General features: G+C 52.2%; 13 protein-coding genes. 4 read left to right on the top strand and 9 right to left on the bottom strand.

The genetic code is table 11. The annotated features are described in order from the left end of the window. Positions 1-20: 20 nt before the first annotated feature. Positions 21-1211 (bottom strand): esterase, encoded by a 1191-nt coding sequence (locus ACS5NO_RS15995; protein WP_439416096.1) that lies wholly within the window; start codon positions 1209-1211, stop codon positions 21-23. Between the two features lie 102 nt (positions 1212-1313). Here ACS5NO_RS15995 and ACS5NO_RS15990 point away from each other — a divergent pair, with 102 nt between their 5' ends. Further along, complete coding sequence (locus ACS5NO_RS15990; RefSeq protein WP_439416095.1) at positions 1314-2078, top strand: NUDIX hydrolase; 765 nt, start codon at positions 1314-1316, stop codon at positions 2076-2078. A 71-nt stretch (positions 2079-2149) separates the two neighbouring features. Here the strand turns inward: ACS5NO_RS15990 and ACS5NO_RS15985 are convergent, their stop codons facing one another. The 4 genes from ACS5NO_RS15985 to ACS5NO_RS15970 form a co-directional block, all read right to left on the bottom strand. Beyond that, the gene (locus ACS5NO_RS15985) at positions 2150-5026 is read right to left on the bottom strand and encodes a PQQ-dependent sugar dehydrogenase (RefSeq protein WP_439416094.1); all 2877 of its coding nucleotides are present in this window, start codon (positions 5024-5026) and stop codon (positions 2150-2152) included. 179 nt (positions 5027-5205) lie between these two features. After that, positions 5206-5859 (bottom strand): YceI family protein, encoded by a 654-nt coding sequence (locus tag ACS5NO_RS15980; protein ID WP_439416093.1) that lies wholly within the window; start codon positions 5857-5859, stop codon positions 5206-5208. 97 nt (positions 5860-5956) lie between these two features. Further along, the gene (locus ACS5NO_RS15975) at positions 5957-8644 is read right to left on the bottom strand and encodes a TonB-dependent receptor (RefSeq protein ID WP_439416092.1); all 2688 of its coding nucleotides are present in this window, start codon (positions 8642-8644) and stop codon (positions 5957-5959) included. A gap of 182 nt (positions 8645-8826) precedes the next feature. Continuing rightward, complete coding sequence (locus ACS5NO_RS15970; RefSeq protein ID WP_439416091.1) at positions 8827-9219, bottom strand: T9SS type A sorting domain-containing protein; 393 nt, start codon at positions 9217-9219, stop codon at positions 8827-8829. Between the two features lie 492 nt (positions 9220-9711). On the opposite strand from ACS5NO_RS15970, the gene ACS5NO_RS15965 reads away from it, so the two are divergent. After that, positions 9712-10782, top strand: coding sequence for a sensor histidine kinase (locus tag ACS5NO_RS15965; RefSeq protein WP_138993274.1), 1071 nt, complete (start codon positions 9712-9714; stop codon positions 10780-10782). Then, complete coding sequence (locus ACS5NO_RS15960; protein WP_439416090.1) at positions 10779-11534, top strand: LytR/AlgR family response regulator transcription factor; 756 nt, start codon at positions 10779-10781, stop codon at positions 11532-11534. Before ACS5NO_RS15965 ends, ACS5NO_RS15960 begins: the two co-directional genes overlap by 4 nt. On the opposite strand, the gene ACS5NO_RS15955 is transcribed toward ACS5NO_RS15960, so the two are convergent. From ACS5NO_RS15955 to ACS5NO_RS15940, 4 genes are all read right to left on the bottom strand, one after another. After that, positions 11506-13050, bottom strand: a complete 1545-nt coding sequence (locus tag ACS5NO_RS15955; RefSeq protein ID WP_114409082.1) for a tagaturonate reductase — start codon at positions 13048-13050, stop codon at positions 11506-11508. The genes ACS5NO_RS15960 and ACS5NO_RS15955 overlap by 29 nt on opposite strands. A gap of 146 nt (positions 13051-13196) precedes the next feature. Further along, a complete protein-coding gene (locus ACS5NO_RS15950) occupies positions 13197-13871 on the bottom strand; it encodes a bifunctional 4-hydroxy-2-oxoglutarate aldolase/2-dehydro-3-deoxy-phosphogluconate aldolase (protein ID WP_439416089.1) in 675 nt (224 codons plus the stop codon). Between the two features lie 91 nt (positions 13872-13962). Continuing rightward, positions 13963-14958 (bottom strand): PfkB family carbohydrate kinase, encoded by a 996-nt coding sequence (locus tag ACS5NO_RS15945; protein ID WP_439416088.1) that lies wholly within the window; start codon positions 14956-14958, stop codon positions 13963-13965. A 220-nt stretch (positions 14959-15178) separates the two neighbouring features. Continuing rightward, positions 15179-16516 carry an MFS transporter gene (locus ACS5NO_RS15940; protein ID WP_439416087.1) on the bottom strand — a complete coding sequence of 446 codons (1338 nt, stop codon included), beginning with the start codon at positions 16514-16516 and terminating at the stop codon, positions 15179-15181. Positions 16517-16665: 149 nt separating this feature from the next. Here ACS5NO_RS15940 and uxuA point away from each other — a divergent pair, with 149 nt between their 5' ends. Further along, entirely contained in the window at positions 16666-17871 is a 1206-nt protein-coding gene (gene uxuA, locus ACS5NO_RS15935) for a mannonate dehydratase (RefSeq protein ID WP_439416086.1), read from the top strand. The last annotated feature ends 41 nt before the right edge of the window (positions 17872-17912 follow it).

Raw genomic sequence — 17912 nt, 5'->3', positions numbered from 1 at the left:
TAGGGTAGGAGAAAACTAAACTATTTCTTTTGCCATAGATTTGGTAGCAAGCGGTAATAGAGCAAATGTCGCCAGGTTGCCCAATCGTGAGCACCATCGCCCCCTACGTAATAATCGTGCTTCACATTGTGTTTTTGCAAAGCCTCATGCAACGCAACCGCCCGTAGCCCAATGGTGGCCACCTCGCCGGTCCCTTGTCCAACGAGGAGATAATCTACTTTTTTATTGATATCCGGATCGTTCAGGAATGTTGCGCTGGTCTGCTCAGTATTTAGATCGCCGGAACTCAGGCAACCAAACGAACTGAACAAATCCAGGCAATTGAAACCCACCAGTTGGGTGTGTCGTCCGCCCATCGATAGACCCGCCAACGCCCGGCCTTTCGGGGTGGTTTGCGTACTGTAGTTCTTATCGACGAACGGTACAATCTGCTTTCTCAATTCTTCTTCAAACAGCTTGAATGTCAACTCGGTATGCCTTGGGTCACTACGGTGAATCACCTGGTTGTTCGGCATGGCAATAATCATCGGAACGGCTTTGCCTTCCGCAATCAGGTTGTCGGCAATAAAGTTGGCCCGACCGTCCAGCGACCAGGTGGAAGCCAGTTCCCCGCTTCCGCCCAGCAGGTATAAAACCGGGTATTTTTTCTTCGGGTTATAACCAGGTGGTGTATAGACATATAATTCACGTTCGCCGTTAAGCACATCAGAATGGTACGTGTGGCGGCTTAAGGTTCCGTGTGGTACCTGGCGGGCATCGTAATACGCCGGGCCATCGCCGTGAACGACCAACTGGCTGTAGCCCGGCTGGTCCGAAAAACCGGTGAGGGTGTTGTTGGGGTCGACCACGGTTACACCGTCGATGATAAATTTGTAGACGTAAATGTCCGGTTTCACCGGCCCGACGGTCAGCGTCCACAGCGTATCGTTGTCCTTTTTAAACGGAATCGGTTTACTGGCCTTGAGTGCCAGCAGCATGGGGCCACCGGTTAACAGCACTTCCTGAGCCCGGGGTGCCTTGAGTCGAAACGTCACCCTGTGATCGTCGCTTACCTCCGGTGAGATGACGTTGGCACCAAAGGGATTCAGGTTTTGGGTGTTTTTATGCGGATTCCAGTCTAAATTAACGTGCGCTTGCTGCGCCTGAACGGATGGAAACTGGGTCACAAACAGAAAGCCCAGGAAAATTCGGATGGGGAATGATTTCATCATGGGTAGGTTTATACCTGTCAGAGTCTGCGACCGCTGACAGGGTATAAAAATAAATAGTGAATATGTAAGGAATACATAAAGCTTATTTTTTATTTTTTCCCTATGAATTACAAAAAACAACTGGAGGAGTATTTCAAAGAGGTCGACATACGGTGTGTGTTGGGCCTTTCAATCGACTGCGTGATTTTTGGATTTTATGATAACCAGTTGAAAGTGTTGTTGTTACGATGGAAGCAGACCGAGGAGTGGGGATTGCCGGGCGGTTTTATCTACAAGAATGAATCGGTCGACGTGGCTGCTCAACGTATTCTGGAAGAACGCACCGGGATTAAGGAGCTTTTTCTGCAACAGTTTCACACCTTTGGCGAAGACGTACGGTATAATCGGCAGGAAATCAGCCAGAAACTGAGTTGGCCGGATACCTCGACCCGACAATGGCCCGACCGCACCGTGTCAATTGGCTATTTTGCCTTGGTCGATTTTTCGAAAGTAACTCCCACCGCTGATTTTCTAACGGATGAATGCCGGTGGTGGGATGTTGAAAAATTGCCCTCCTTGCTTTTCGATCACAACCATATTGTCGCCGTGGCCCTCAGAACGTTACGGGTTCAACTGAGCTGGCAGCCAGTTGGCTATAATCTGCTGCCCGAAAAATTCACCATGCCCGAACTCCAGCGACTCTACGAAACAATCCTGAACCGACCGCTGGATCCCCGTAATTTTTCCAAGAAAATGCGGGCGTTGGGCATCATCGAACGGCTGGAAGAGCAACGGAAAGGAGGAGCTTTCAAGTCGCCGTATTTGTTCCGGTTTAATAAAGAAAAGTACGAAAAAGCGTTGCAGGAAGGTAATCTTGCCTTTAGTTAACGTTCAAAACGAACAGCGCCCGAGCCGAGAAAACCTCCATTCGGGCTCTGTTCGTTTTGGTAAGAGTATGCCTATTTTTCTACCGGGCTGAACTTGATACTGACCAGAGACAGTAGCGGCTCAATGGCTTTCGCTTGTTCATTTTTGAAAACCAGGTAGACATCATGAACCCCGTTGGTTTCTTTCAGTGCAACTTTCAGAGGAACCGGGCCACGGGGCGTGTAAGAAGGAGCAGCCGCCGTGGTTGATTTTGGCGGAGTGGTAACACCCGTTCCGGCTGTGGGCGCATTGCCACCGGCGGTTTGAATGGCCGTCGCCGTGGGTGCGGCCCCTGGCGCTCTCGGTTGGGCCACCTCCACAACGGTTTGACCGATCAGATCGCCCGTTGGAGAGTCCAGCCGGATTTCAATGGTTCCGCCGATACTGCCATCGCGTTTCTGAGCCGAAGCAATGAGTTCCAGTTGTTTGATGTCGGTCAGGTCCAGCTTTTTATACCCGATGTACCCCTTTGAAAAAGCCACCAAACTCACCCCGGTTCCCATACCCCGGGCTTTGATATCAACGCCTTTGGTGACCTCAGCATCGGCCGGGCTGACTTCCGGGTTGCGCAGAATAAGCTGGCTTTCCGAGGTCTGCGAAGGAATGGTTTTGACCGGCCGGTCGGTATAAGCCGCCCGCACCAGTACCGTCCCTTTTCCGTTGTCGCCTTCCGGAATTTTGAGCGCATAACTACCCTGCGTCGGCAGGGTACTCAAGGTTTTTTCGGTGCTGTTCAGAATGTATTTAACAATCGCAGCGGCATCACCGGCCGACATTGCCGGGTGAGCGGGCATCACGACTTCGCCCCAGACGCCACCACCACCGTTGATGATTTTTTTGACCAATTGACCCGACGCTTCGGATTTGCCTTTATACCGGTTGGCAATGTCATGAAAAGACGGCCCAACGGATTTAGTGGTAACCTGATGACATACTTTGCAATCGCTCTGGCCGATCAGGGTCTGGGCCACGGCGAATTGCGTCGAAGCATCGACACTGCGCTGACTCTGAATCACTTCGGCGTAATCGAAGCCTTCGGATGTGTAATCGATGCTGATGGCGACCCGCGACGGACTGATTTGCCCCGATGTTGCATTCGGCCCGGCAAGTTTACCATCTTCTTTATCGCTTACCTGAACCGCGTACTGAATCGGTTTATCGGGGAAGAAAAAGGACTTGTTACCGGTTAAATTCACGGCCACAACGGGCGGTTCATTGCCTGCGATGATTTTTACCGACTGGCTGTTGCTGGCGCCTTTCGGATCGCTCACCGTCAGCGTGGCGGTATAAACGCCCGGTTTATCGAAGGATACGGTTGGGTTTGCAGTCGTAAAAACCCGGGCGGCCCCACCGCCCGAAGCCACTTTCCACTGGTATTTCAGCGCGTCGCCGTCAAAATCTTTACTGCCTTCCGACGATAAGGTGATCTGGAAAGGAACCGTGCCGCCTTTTTTGCTGGCGGCTGCCTGCACAAGCGGTTTGCGGTTTCCGCCGTTGTATTCGAGCCGAACCAGCCGCGAATTATCGCTTTTTCGGAACCAGTTGCTGCCGTATTCCAGTGTATACAAATCACCATCCGGCCCAAATTTCATGTCGATCGGTTCAACCGGGCGGTAGTTGGGTAATACCCGCTCCATGGATTGGTAATCGCCATTTTCGTCCATCGTGATGGCCATAATCCAGCCCCGGGAGAAGTCGGTCGCAATCCATTTTCCTTCGTAATACGCTGGCCACGGACGCTTGGGATCTTTGAAATCGGAGCGGTGATAAATCGGGCCACCCGTCGCACTGCGCGAACCGCTGCCCACCAGCGGGAATTTCTCCGAAATACCGTACGGGTAATAGATGAAAGAAGGCGCTACGGGCGGTAGTTCTGTCAAACCGGTGTTGTTGGGCGAATTGTTAACAAGTTTTTTAGGGTCTTTTTTGTCCAGCGGTTTATTCGTTGCATAATCGAAAACCGGGAAAGCCTGGTCGTTGCCGACAAACCACGGCCAGCCGAAGTTGCCCGGTTTCCGGCCCTGGTTCAGCTCATCGTACCCGCGCGGACCAATTTCGGTGTCTTCACCCGCATCGGGGCCAACTTCGCCCCAGTAGAGAAAACCGGTTTTGCTGTCGATGGAAATCCGCCAGGGGTTGCGGTGGCCCATCGAATAGATTTCAGGACGGGTTTTGGCGGTTCCTTTTGGGTACAGATTGCCTTCCGGAATGGTATACGAACCATCGGCTTCGGGGTGAATGCGCAGAATTTTACCGCGTAAATCGTTGGTGTTACCGGCGTGTCCCTGGTCATCCCAACTGGCGCGGCCGGGTCGTTCGTCGGTTTGGGCCGCCTGCTGGTTGCCGGTGTTGTTGCCAACGGTCAGGTAGAGATTCCCGGCTTTGTCCCAGGTCATCCCACCCCCGGTATGGCAGCATACTTCGCGCTGGGTTGTTACTTCCAGCACCACCTTTTCGGAACTCAGCTTGTCATCGACCAGATTCCATCGGGTCAGAATGTGCTTCTTTTCGGTTGGGTGGGCATAATACAGATACACCCAGTGGTTTTTATCGAAATTGGGGTCGAGCGACAGCCCCATCAGCCCTTCTTCAGCTTCGCGTGAGACGCCTTCTGCACTGGTGTATTTGGTGTTGACGGGAATGGTCGCAATCAGATTGACGGTTTTGGTCGCCGGGTCGTATTTTTTGAAAGCGCCTTTGCGTTCGATGATGTAGGCCGTGCCATCTTTGAGCACTTCAAACACCATCGGTTCGTCTAAATTCTCAGCAATGACGACGGGCGTAAACCGGCTTTCATCCGGTTTTTGATCTTTGGGGTTGTCTTGTATCGTAAACGAAGCCAACCCAATCAGCAACCCGGTATTCAGCAGGATGGAAAGCGGTTTTGGTAAATAGTCTTTGTAGTTCATGCTAATTGGTCCGGTATTCTTTGTGGTTTGTTGTTGAGCAGCGAATGCCATAAAAAAATCATTCGTTGCCATTAGAATGTAGCGGTTTTCATTAAAAATAGTATTAATTAATGAAAACGCGTAAATCCTTTTGACAACGAATGACTTAAAACGGTGAGCAGAAACTGCACGGTTCTGAATTACATCGGTTTCGATTTCTTGCCGACCAGTTTCAGATCCAGCGTAAAGGTATCTTCAATGATTTTATCAGCCGCCGTACCGATAACCGCAGCCCGGTATTTGATGTCGTACGCCAGCCGGTTGACAACCAGTTTCGCCGTAGCTTCCACCGCGTCGCCCGCTACTTTCACAACCGCCGGAAACGTAATGGGGTTGGTGTTTCCTTTGATGGTCAGATCGCCGGTTACGTTGTAGTTGGCTTCTCCGGCTTTGGCTCCCGAAATGGCATCCAGCTTCGTGATTTTGAAAGCGGCCGTTGGGTTCTTGTCGACGGAAAAGAAATCATCGCCTTTCAGGTGGTTCACCACGCGCTCGCTGTTTTTATTCTCGCTCAGTGTCGTCATGTCGGCCGTAAACGTACCCGCTGTCAACTTGTTGCCATTGAAAACGAATTCGCCTTTCGATAATTTGATGTTTCCGGTATGTTCACCGCCCACTTTCTTGGCGTTCCAGACCACGGTACTCTGTTCGGTATCAACCGCGTAGGTAACGGTTTTGGCGACGACTTTTCCCGGACGTTTGTCCGATCCCGGCGTTCCGGCGATGATGGTCAATGGGGTGGAAGCCAGCATACCCAGAGCTAACAGGCCGGCAAAAATTTGCTTCGTTTTCATAAAAAATAGAGAGGTTGGTTAAATGATACGGTTTTAACTAAACCGCACTTTCAGAGTTTGGTCTGAAAGTGCGGCCATGGATTCAGGGTACTCCAAATTATTTTTGACGGGGACGTCCGCCCGTTGCGCCACCGGTGGCGGGAGCCTGTTGTACGGCACCACCGCCATCGTCACCACCACCGCCTTTCTGGTCGTCGTTGTTGATGGTTTTCTTCCGGCGGCCGAAGCTGAAACCGGAACCGTCGAGACTCATTTTACCCAGCCGGTAGGAGAAGTTCACGCGAACCCCGGCATTGTACATGCTGTTGACGCTTCTCTGGGTCAAAATCGGTGATGACGATTCCGAACGCACTTTAAAGGGGTGGTTCAGGAAGTTTTCGGCACCCAGACCGATGCTGCCCCGTTTGTTATTGAAATCTTTCTTGACACCCAGGTTGTAGAACGCAAAGCTGCCCTGATAACCCTGCAGGTTGATCTGCCGCCCGCGTCCTCCACCGAAGCCCTGTAGGCCCCAGCCGTTTTTCAGCGTAACGCTCGTGAACAACCGGCCACCGATGACCCAGCCCGAGTTGGAAGCGCCGTAGATGGCACTGGCGTTGTTGTTGGTCAGATACGTGTGGTACAGATCAACACCACCACCCAGTTGCCATTTGGAGAACAGGGTCACATTCGTGAATAAATTCACCCCATAGGCCTGCTCTTTCCCGATGTTCTGGAAGGTACTGCTGATGGCCTGCTGAAACACCGGGTTTTCGGTGGTTCCGGTATTGATCTGTGTCACATCCCGAACACTCGTAATGGAGTTGTTGGTCTGGCGGGCAAACAGCGTTGCATTCATGTAGAATTTCTTGATCTGACCGCTCAGGCCCAGTTCAACGTTGTCGGTATATTCCGGTCTCAGATACGGATTCCCCTGGCTGGTGTTGAGGGGGTTAGCAGCGTTGATGTTGGGGTTCAGGAACTGGATGCCCGGCCGTTGAATCCGGCGGTTGTAACCTAGTTTCACGATTTTTCCGCCTTTCAGTCCTTTCGACAGGTTCACGCTCGGTACAAAAACACCGTAGTCCGGAATGTCACTCAAATCGCTGCCCTGCTCGTTACTGAACTTGGCGTTGATGAACGTGTACTCGTAACGGCCACCGGCTTTCAGTGTCCATTTCGTCTTGGATGCATACGTGTAGGCAACGTACGTTGCCATGATGTTCTGGTTGTAGTCCAGCGTATTGGCCGGTTGAATCGGGCTGATCTGATAGTTCTCGTTATCGCCCATCGTCGTATAATACTGGTAGTCGCTGTTGACATTCCGAAAGATGCCTTTTCCGCCAAACTCCAGCAACTGATTTGCTTTGATCGGCGTCTGGTAATCCATCTGCAAGGTCGATTCCTGGTTGTAGCTCAGGTTGTCGTTGCGCTGGCGGCTGGTGATGGTTTGCATGTCGGTGCCATTGAGCAGTTCCGCCACAAAGTTGTTGGTGTTGTTATTGCGGCTGTATAACCCCAGAACGCTGAATTCCTGGTTTGGCTTGTACGTCTTGGTGTAGCTCACGTTGGCATCGACCGTACCGGAGAGGTTTTTGGTTTCCACGTTCCGACCGGTCATGGTAGACAGCAGGTTGATGTACGACAGCGTTTGCAGGTTGTCCTGATAGTTGGTCATGTTCCGCATCCCGTAGCGCAGGCTGGCCGACAGCGAGGTGTTTTTGTCAATGTCGTAATCCCACCCCAACTGATAGTTACCGAACATCCCGGCCTGGCGGGTATCGGCGTTTTGAATTGTGGTGGTCGTGCCCAGTTGGCCGATGGTCTGTTGCGTGCTGTTGAAAGCTCCTCTGATGTTGTACATCGCCCGGCCAAAACCGCCGAGGTTGAAGCCCATTTTGCCCTGACGGTAGCTGGCGTTCAGGTTCAGGTTCGAACTCCGGTTGCCCGTGCCGACGTCCATGTTTAGGGTTGCGCCCTGTAGCGTATTCTTTTTGGTGACGATGTTGATGATACCAGCTGAACCTTCCGCGTCGTATTTGGCCGATGGGCTGGTGATGACTTCAATCGACTTGATCATGTCGGCCGGAATCTGCTTGAGCGCGTCGGCTACGCTGCTGGCCACAATGGTCGACGGTTTGTTGTTGATCAGAACCCGAACGTTGCTGCTGCCACGCAGACTGACGTTACCGTCCAGGTCGACGCTCAGCATCGGGACTTTCCGCATGATGTCGGCGGCATCGCCCCCTTTGGACGTAATGTCTTTTTCGGCGTTATACACCAGCCGGTCTACTTTCTCTTCAATCAGAGCCGCCTGACCCGTAACGGTTACTTCGTTGAGCAGCCGCACGTCCTGCGACAGTTTGATGACGCCCACGTTCATATCCGACCCCTTCTCAATTTTGATTGGAGCCGACACTTTATTTTGGTAACCAATGAAAGAGTATTGGAGTCGGTATTCGCCGGGAGCGAGTTTGGATAGGGTAAATTTTCCTTTGCCGTCGGCGGTGGTTCCGTCAATGGGCTTGCCGGTTTTGATGTCGAGCAGGGCAATGGTCGTATATTCAACGGGTTTGTTGGAAGTCGAGTCCATCACCAGACCGGAAATCTTGCCGTTGCCGCGGGGTTTATCGTCGTCTACCGTTCCGGGAATGAATGTTTTTTCTTTTTCACCACCGCGCTGGCCACCGGGTCCCATGCGACCCCCGCCAAAACCACCGCCCCCGCCCGGAAACTGGGCGAATGTCTGAACGGCAGCCAGACTGCATAGTACTGTAACAAATAGAGAGAGGGAAAATTTGTTCATGATTTCGAGTTCATTAGACAATGAATATGCAAATCAACGATTGTGGGGGGATTCTGGAAAACGAAATAGACTAAGGGCGTGAAAACGTCGCCGGATGACGTCTTTTGACCGATGAATCCAAATGGTATTATTGGGATGAAGATCAGGACAACTACCCATCGGCGGTTGTCCTGATCAACAAATTACCCAATGGAAACCGTGCGGTAGGTCGTGGGGGTTGGCACGTTGGTCGAAATATTGATTTCCTGCGTCCGGGTGTTGGCACCATCCGACACCACTACTTTGTAGATGCCGTCGGTTAGAGCACTGATATCGAAGCGGGTACGGAGGGCTTTCTCGTGTTTGCCGAGTCTTTGCGTGGCCTGGATATTGCCCAGGCGGTCGACGAGCCGGATCGTCAGGTTGGCACCTTCCAGATTCTGAACAACTACGTCAATTTTCATGGTAGACGGAAACGCAATGACCGAGGACTCGAAGGGGGCCTGATCACCCGGTTTGGGGGTGATGTTGGCGAAACTCAAGGATGAGGCACTGACCAAAAGAGCGGCAACGATGGAAGCAAATGCGGTTTTCATACGATTATGTATTTTTGTGTGAAATGAACTGATTGGTGGGTTGGTGGCCGGTTTCGGCTGATCAACGATACAAAGCAACAGCGGAAAAAACGGCCCGCAAAACGCGATATACCAGCAAGTTACGGATGTCGACTAAAGGCGTGTTTCGACCGATTAATGCCAAAAATGAACCGGTTTTGTTCCGAAAAGAGGTTCGGAGGTGGCTAATAGGTAAAAATCGGCTATTGGTCGGGACAAGCTGGCAATTTGTCGATTCTTCCCGTCGGTTTTGGCTTTTGTGCCGTATGATTGTAAATCAATTGACACTTTTACCCGTTTCGACACCTTCCTTGATTTCCGTCGAACGATCACTACATAGATACACTTGCTGCACAGATATTTTTTAATAGAGATGGTAGTTGGACAACCTGGTTTCATTTGATACCAGGTTGTTTTGTCGTTTCAGAAGATTTTTGAACCTGAGTGTTTTGCTCGCAATCATCCTATCATCCCATGAATTTACTCACGTTACGTCGTAATGTCCCGGTCCTGACGCACGTTCTGGCCTGGGGCTTGCTGGGCTTTGCCCTGCTGGTTTATCAGCCATTGAACTGGGATGTTACGTTGCCCACTTTGTTCTGGATCAAACAGGGGATTTACTTCTGTCTGCTGGTCGGTGCCTTTTACCTCAACACGCTGGTATTGGTGCCTCAACTGCTCTTCCGCGATAAAACCGGGATGTATGTTGGATCGCTTGTTCTGACGGCGGCCATTGTCCTGATCCTGCTGTTTAGCATCGACACCTGGTTTAACTTACCGGAACTGATGTTCAGGGCGTTTCACCCCGAGGGTGGAGTTCGGAAACCCCGGAATATCTGGGGCTGGAGCCAGTCGGTGCTGGTTACCACGTTTTTGATGTTAGGCATCGGAACCAGCATTGCCTCCGTTCAGAAATGGCAGGAAGACGCCCGGCTGCGGCTGAGTCTGGAACAGGCCCGGGTTAGTTCCGAATTGTCTTTTCTGAAAGCCCAGATCAATCCCCACTTTTTTTTCAATACGCTCAACAACATTTACGCCCTGACGCTCCTCGACGTAGAAGCGTCGCGGGAAGCCCTGCACCGGCTGTCGCGTATGATGCGGTACGTTCTCTACGAAACCGGTAACGATACCACCATGCTGAGCAAGGAAATCGACTTTGTTCAGGATTACATTCAACTCATGCAGCTTCGGCTAACGGATAAAGTAACCGTGACGCTCGAACAGCCAACACCTTTGCAGGATGTGCCGGTGGCGCCGATGCTGCTGCTGCCTTTTGTCGAAAATGCTTTTAAACACGGGGTCAGTGCCATGCGACCCAGCCGGATCAGTATTGTTATTCACCAGGAAGGGTCAAAGTTGGAAATGGAAGTGAGAAACACGATCTTTCCCGAAAAAAATCAGTCACTCGAAGTCGGCAGTGGCATCGGCCTTACCAACACACGTCGGCGGCTCGATTTGCTCTATCCCGAGCGCTATGAGCTTTCGGTGAAAGAAGACACCCCCGAAAACGAGTACCTGGTTCATCTGAACCTGCAACTTACATGACCCTCAATTGCATTGCGGTAGACGACGAACCCCTGGCCCTCGGGCTGGTGTGTGCGTTTGTCGAAAAAACGCCGTTTCTTACCCTGGCTGGTCGCTACAGCAGCGCCGTCGAAGCCTTACAGGGCCTGCACGATCATCCGGTCGATCTGTTGTTTCTGGATATTCAAATGCCCGATCTGACGGGGATGGAGCTCGCCCGTGTGTTGGAGCGGAATCAAACCGGCAGCGCCCCAAGGATCATTTTCACAACGGCTTTTAATCATTTTGCGCTGGAAGGCTACAAGGTCGATGCGCTGGATTACCTGCTCAAACCGTTTAATTACGAAGAATTTTTGCGGGCAGCCAACAAGGCCCGGGCCTACTTTGAGTTGATCAACCGGCCCACCATCACGCTGCCGGTTGCGCCCGAACCGGAAGAAGAATACCTGTTTCTGAAAGTGGAGTACCAACTGGTCCGGATTGCCTTCAATGACATTCTCTACATCGAAGGACTGAAGGATTACGTGAAAGTGCACTTACGAAAAGACCGCCCCGAAGCTGTTCCGAAGCCGATTCTGTCGCTAACGAGTTTGAAAGCCCTGGAAGACAAACTGCCCTCCCGGCGGTTTATGCGCGTTCACCGCTCGTTTATCGTCGCTTTGGACAAAATTGAGGCCGTAACGCGCAACACCATCCAGATTGGTTCGGCCACCATTCCCGTCAGTGACCAGCACAAAGATGCTTTCAATCAATTCCTGAGCCGCTGGTCGTAGACTCGGCGGTTGCCATCTGGCGTTCAATAGTCGCTTCAACGCCCAGCGTGAGCAGATTATTGAGCTGTTCGGCAACGGCGTCGGCAAAACCGCTGAGGGGTCGCAGATCCATTTCCCACAGGGCCGAATCGTCGCAGATGGCGTGAACGAAATTGCGCACCGAAGCCGCATCGTGTACATCGACTTTCTGCCACATATTGAAGAAATATTCGGCGTAATCGTCGCGGATGGGGTAGGTGATGATGCCACCGGAAGGCGTAGTCGCTTCGCCCAGATAGGCCCCTTTTTCGAACCGAACGGCTTTCATAAACCGCAGGTAAGCCGCAAAACCGAGTACCATTCGTTGTGGCACCTGCTGTTGCTGTTCCACAAACCGCTGAATGGTCGGCAGATTCCGGGCGCGCATTTTGGAGGTTTCCTGCATCGTAATGCTGAGCAGAAGGTGTTCGATATACGGATTGCGGAACCGGTCGAGCACGTCGGCGGCAAATTCGCGCACGGCATCCGGGTTTTCTTCCGGAATCATCCACTCGGGCAGGGTCGGCACAATCTCCTGCGTAATCACCTCCTCCACGAAACGACCCATCAGCGGGTGCAGCATCATTTCGTTGACGGTTTCCAGACCGAGCAAATACGCCAGCGGCACGCTGATGGTATGGCCTCCGTTCAGAACGCGGAGTTTGCGCTCGCGGTAAAAATTGATGTCTTCGTCGATCACGACACTCGGGTCGGCTTTCGCAAAGGTCAACACGCTTTTGACGCGGTCGTCGCCTTCGATGGCCCACAGCCGGTAGGGTTCGGCCATGATCAGTAACTTATCTTCATAGCCCAGTTCTTCCTGTTTTCGGAGCAGGGTTTCGGCGTCGGGTTTTCCCGGTACAATCCGATCGACCAGTGAGTTACAGAAGCGAACATGGTATTTCAGCCACTTCATAAACAGCTTGCCGAGTTCGTTGTGTTTGGCTACTTTTTCGACGATGTCGCGCAGTTTCAGCCCGTTGTCGGTAATTAGTTCGGTGGGAATGACCACCATCCCTTTGCTGCGGCCACCGCCAAAATTCTTGAATCGTTCGTATAAGAAAGCCGTTAGTTTGGCCGGATATGACTGCGGAGGATTCTGGAAAATGCTCTCGGCCACATACTGGATTCCAACTTCGGTCGTGTTGGAAATGATGACCTGCAACGACGGTTTTTTGGCAATGTCGAGCACGGCTTTCCAGTCTTCCTTGGCCGAAATGACGCGGCTGACGGCCGACACCACCGTGTGTTTATCCACCGTTTGACCCTTCTGAATTCCTCGCGTCACCACCGTATACAACCCATCCTGTTCGGCAAATTCATCCGTTGCGCCCCCGGTGGATTTCACCACAACGATGCTGCCGTTGAAAATACCCTGCTGGTTAGCTTTATGGATCAAATAGTCGGGTAATCCACGCAACAAAACGCCTGTGCCAAATTGCAACACGCGCTCAGGGTGAATGGTGGCCGGATGATTCGAACGATTCAGTGGTGTCATGATGATGGATACGTTGCTTGGTCGCCTGGACGGCGTCAAATGTTACCAGTATTGTGTAAAAGTAAATCCTAAATGAATAGAGCGCAATTTAAGTTAAGAGTTAAGAATTAAGAGTTAAGAATTGGCCAACTCTTAATTCTTAACTCTTAATTCTTAACTCTTAACTCCGCCAGAATGGCGAGTACTTCTTTGGCTTTTGTTTCGATTTGATCGTATTGGCGGTTGGCCAGCACCTCTTTCGGGAACAACTGGGAGCCAATGCCCACGGCGGTTACGCCCGCCTTGAACCAGGTGCTGAGGCTTTCGCGGGTCGGCTCGACGCCACCCGTCACCATGACACTCGTCCACGGCATCGGACCTTTCACGGCTTTGACAAAGCCGGGTCCCAGCGTGTCGCCAGGAAAGACCTTGACCACTTCCACCCCAAACTCTTCGGCGGTTGAAATCTCGGTGAGCGTTGCACAGCCCGGCATGTAGGCCACTTTCCGGCGGTTACAGGTGCGGGCGATGGACTCGTGAAACGACGGCCCCACGATGAAATTGGCCCCCGACTGAATGTAAAGGGCCGCCGTTCCGGCTTCCACCAGCGTTCCGGCGCCCAGCACCAGCTCCGGGAAATCACGGGCGGCTATTTTGGCGAGTTCCGCAAACAGTTCGTGCGCAAAATCACCCCGGTTCGTAAATTCAAACGCCCGGATGCCGGCCCGGTAGCAGGCCCCCAGCACCTCACGACAAACGTCGGCGTCGGCGTGGTAAAAAACCGGTACCACCGGCACCTGCCGAATGGTTTGATAAACTTCTAATCTTGAAAAACGAGCCACAGTATTCTTAGTTATGAGTTAAGAGTTAAGAGTTAAGAGTTACATGCGTCAGCTAACTCTTAACTCTTAACTCTTAACTCTTAATTCACAATCATCTTCTCAGTCGTCCCGACTTGTCACCACCGACCATGGCTTCTACTTCCTGAACCGAAACCAGATTGGCGTCGCCTTCGACGGTGTGTTTCAGGGCCGAAGCAGCCGCACCAAATTCAACGGCGTATTGCGGATCGTTTTTGGTTAACAACCCGTAGATCAATCCGGCCAGATACGCATCACCACCCCCGATTCGGTCGACGATGTGCGTGATGTCATATACATCTGATGAATAGGTTTTTGAACCATCGAAAAACTTGGCCATCAGCCGGTTATGCGACGCGCTCAGGGATTGCCGTTCGGTATCGGTAAAATACTGAATCCGCGGAAACTGGATCTGCATTTTCCGGCAGGCATCTTCGAAGGAGTCTGCTTTTACGCCGTAGAGTTCTTCGAAATTTTCCTGATTGCCCAGCACCAGATCGCAACCGGCGGTTAATGCGGGTAAAATGTCCTGCGGTTTTTTGCCGTATTTCCACAGATTACTCCGGAAATAAATATCACCCGAAACCATTACCCCCAGCCGGTTGGCCGTTTCGATGGCTTCCTGCAAACAATCGGCGGCCTGTTGCGACAGGGCGGGCGTGATGCCCGACCAGTGGAACCAGTCGGCACCGGAGAGAATTGTTTCCCAGTCGAAATCACCGGGTCGAATCAGCGAAAAAGCGGAATCGTAGCGGTCGTAAATGATCTGGCTGGCGCGACTCACGGCCCCGGTTTCCAGGAAATACAGCCCCAGCCGTCCGTCGCCGAAACTGATGCTCGTCGTATCGACGCCGTGATACCGCAACGTAGCGGCCGCAGCCCGCCCCAGCGCATGGTCGGGAAAACGGGTGACGTGGGCCGTCTGGCAACCGAAACAAGCCAGCGAAACCGCCACATTGGCCTCCGTTCCGCCATAGACCACATTCAACGAATGCGCCTGCGTAAATTTTGCAAAACCCGGTGGCGCCAGACGCATCATGACTTCACCGAAAGTGACAATTTTTTTCAAGTACTGAATGGTTGATATGGTTTTTGGTGATTGAAAATGGGTTGATGGCTAAATGGTTGAATGGTTACATGGTTAAAATGGTTGAATGGTTTGGGATGGTTACATGGTTGAAAACGGGTGACTGACAACCATTTTTAACCATGTAACCATTTCCAGCCATTTTAACCATGTAACCATTCAACCATTTAGCCATTAACCCATTTAAAACCCTCTTTCAATTTTAAACACCGATACTTTCCAGTTCCTTTTTCGTCACCGGCTCCAGGGTTGGCGACAGGAAATGGATGATTACCAGCGCAATCAGATAGGTTGAACTGGCAATGATAAACAACGGTAAATAACCCAGACTGACGCGGATATTGCCCGCCACAGCCGCCAGCAAAATACCGCCCATCGCTCCGAACATCCCGCCGATACCGGTGACTGAAGCCACGGCATTTTTGGGAAATAAATCCGACGCAAACGTGTAAATATTGGCCGACCAGCCCTGGTGGGCCGCCGTCGCTAAAGAAATCAAGGCAATTGCTACGTAAATACTACTGGTCTGAGCCGCAAAAAAAATTGGAACCACGCAAATCGCACAGATCAGCATGGTGGTTTTGCGGGCCCGGTTGGCCGACCAGCCCATGTGAATGAACTTGGACGACAGCCACCCGAACAGCACGCTGCCGCCATCGGAAACGATGTAAATGACCAGAAAAGGCAAGCCGACATTCTTCAGATCGAGCCGCTGGTCGAGCGATTCGCTGCTGTTGAAAAAATCGGGGAGCCAGCTCAGGTAAAACCACCAGATGGGGTCACACATGAACTTGCCGACAATGAACGCCCAGGTTTGCCGAAAACCCAGCAGACGCCACCACGACAGCTTTTCTTCCGGAAGGTCTTCTTCGTAATCCTGTTGAATATAAGCCAGTTCGGCCTTGGTGACCCGTGGGTGTTCTTCCGGGCGGTGGTAGATTCGGAGCCAGGCAATCAGCACCAGAAAACCCAACAGACCCGTAGCCACAAACGAAAACCGCCAGCCAAACTGAATGGTCAGCCACGGAATCAGAACTGCCGTGGCAATGATACCGACGTTGGTGCCGGCATTGAAAAGGCCCGTCGCAAACGACCGTTCCTTTTTGGGAAACCACTCGGCCACCGATTTGATCGCCGACGGAAAGTTGCCCGCTTCGCCGACGCCCAGCATAAACCGGACGATGTTCAGCCCCCGCAACGATCCGATGAATGCATTCAAAATGCCGGCAACGCTCCAGAGAATGATCGAAATGGAAAATCCCCGCTTCGTGCCCACCCGGTCGATGAGCCAGCCGATGAGGAGAAAACCCAGGGCGTAGGCCACCTTGAAAACCGTGTCGACGTAACTATACAGCACTTTAAACTGATCCAGATCACTTTCCGTCAGGGCTTCATCGGCCGCCTTGCCCATCATTTCCCGCCGGAACGTTTCGTCGATCATCGTAAACGACAACACCTGCCGGTCGATGTAGTTGATGGTCGTTGCAAAAAACAGAAGCAGCACGATTCGCCAGCGATAATTTCCGGAGGGGGCGGACATTATGAAAAGGGGTTAGCGATGCGATAAAGACAAAATTTTGCCAAACTTACCGAAATGTCACGAAAAAATAGTAGATCGAAAGGCCGGAAGGCGAAATGAGTAGAGCCATCCAATGGCCTGCTTTTTCAATCAAAAATACGCGCAAAAAAATGGCATTAGAACAAACCTGGAGATGGTTCGGCCCCGCCGATCCCGTTAGTCTCGCCGACATCAAACAAGCCGGAGCGACGGGCATTGTAACGGCGTTGCACCATATTCCCAACGGACAGGTGTGGTCCGTCGATGAAATTACCACCCGTAAATCCATCATTGAAGCCGGTGCACCCGGCGAACACCGCCTGACGTGGTCGGTGGTCGAAAGCATTCCGGTTCACGATGCCATCAAAACCCGCTCCGACGGTTTTCAGCAGTACATTGAAAATTACAAAGAGTCGATTGTTAACCTGGGCCGCTGTGGCATCGATACGGTTTGCTACAATTTTATGCCGGTGCTGGACTGGACCCGCACCGATCTGGACTACCTGATGCCGGACGGTTCGACGGCTTTGCGGTTTGATGCCACGGAGTTTGCGGCTTTTGAATTGTTCATTCTGAAACGCCCCGGTGCCGAAGCACACTATACGCCTGAACAGCTTCTGAAAGCCCGAAACCGCTTTGAAGCCCTGGACGAAGCCGCGGCCCGGCGTTTGCAGTTAAATATTCTGGCAGGTTTGCCGGGTTCGGAAGAAAGCTACACGGTGGAGCAGTTTCAGGAAACCCTGAATGCCTATAAACACGTCGGTGATAAGGAGTTACGAGAAAATCTGTACGCGTTTTTGCGGGAAATTGCGCCCGTTGCGCAGGACGCGGGCGTTCGACTGTCGATCCATCCCGATGATCCCCCGTATCCGATTCTGGGGCTGCCCCGCGTGGTGAGTACGGAAGCCGATGCCCGGATGGTGCTGGATGCGGTCGATGTGCCGGCCAATGGCCTGTGTTTCTGCACCGGTTCCTACGGCGTCCGGCCCGACAACGATCTGGTGGGCATGGTCGATCGACTGGGAAACCGCATTCATTTTATTCACCTGCGCAGTACGAAACGCGACGAAGAAGGTAACTTTTTTGAAGCCAATCACCTGGACGGGGATGTGGATATGTTCGGCGTCATCAGTGCGTTGCTGGGCGAACAGCGACGGCGGGAGGAGGAAGGGCTGGAAGATTTCAGAATGCCGTTCCGCCCCGATCACGGCCACAAAATGCTCGATGACCTGAATTCCGGAAAACGGACGAATCCCGGTTACACTGCCATCGGACGACTGCGCGGACTCGCCGAACTCCGTGGCCTGATGCTGGGAATCGAGCGGTCGAGTCTGTAGTTTTTTGTATCTTGGTGGGAGAAAAATAAGTTTACGGTTTA

It is taken from the genome of Larkinella fluvii, from assembly GCF_051857545.1.
Lineage (GTDB): Bacteria > Bacteroidota > Bacteroidia > Cytophagales > Spirosomataceae > Larkinella.
Note: the sequence above shows the minus strand (reverse complement) of the source record. Positions and strands in the feature narration are given on the sequence as shown.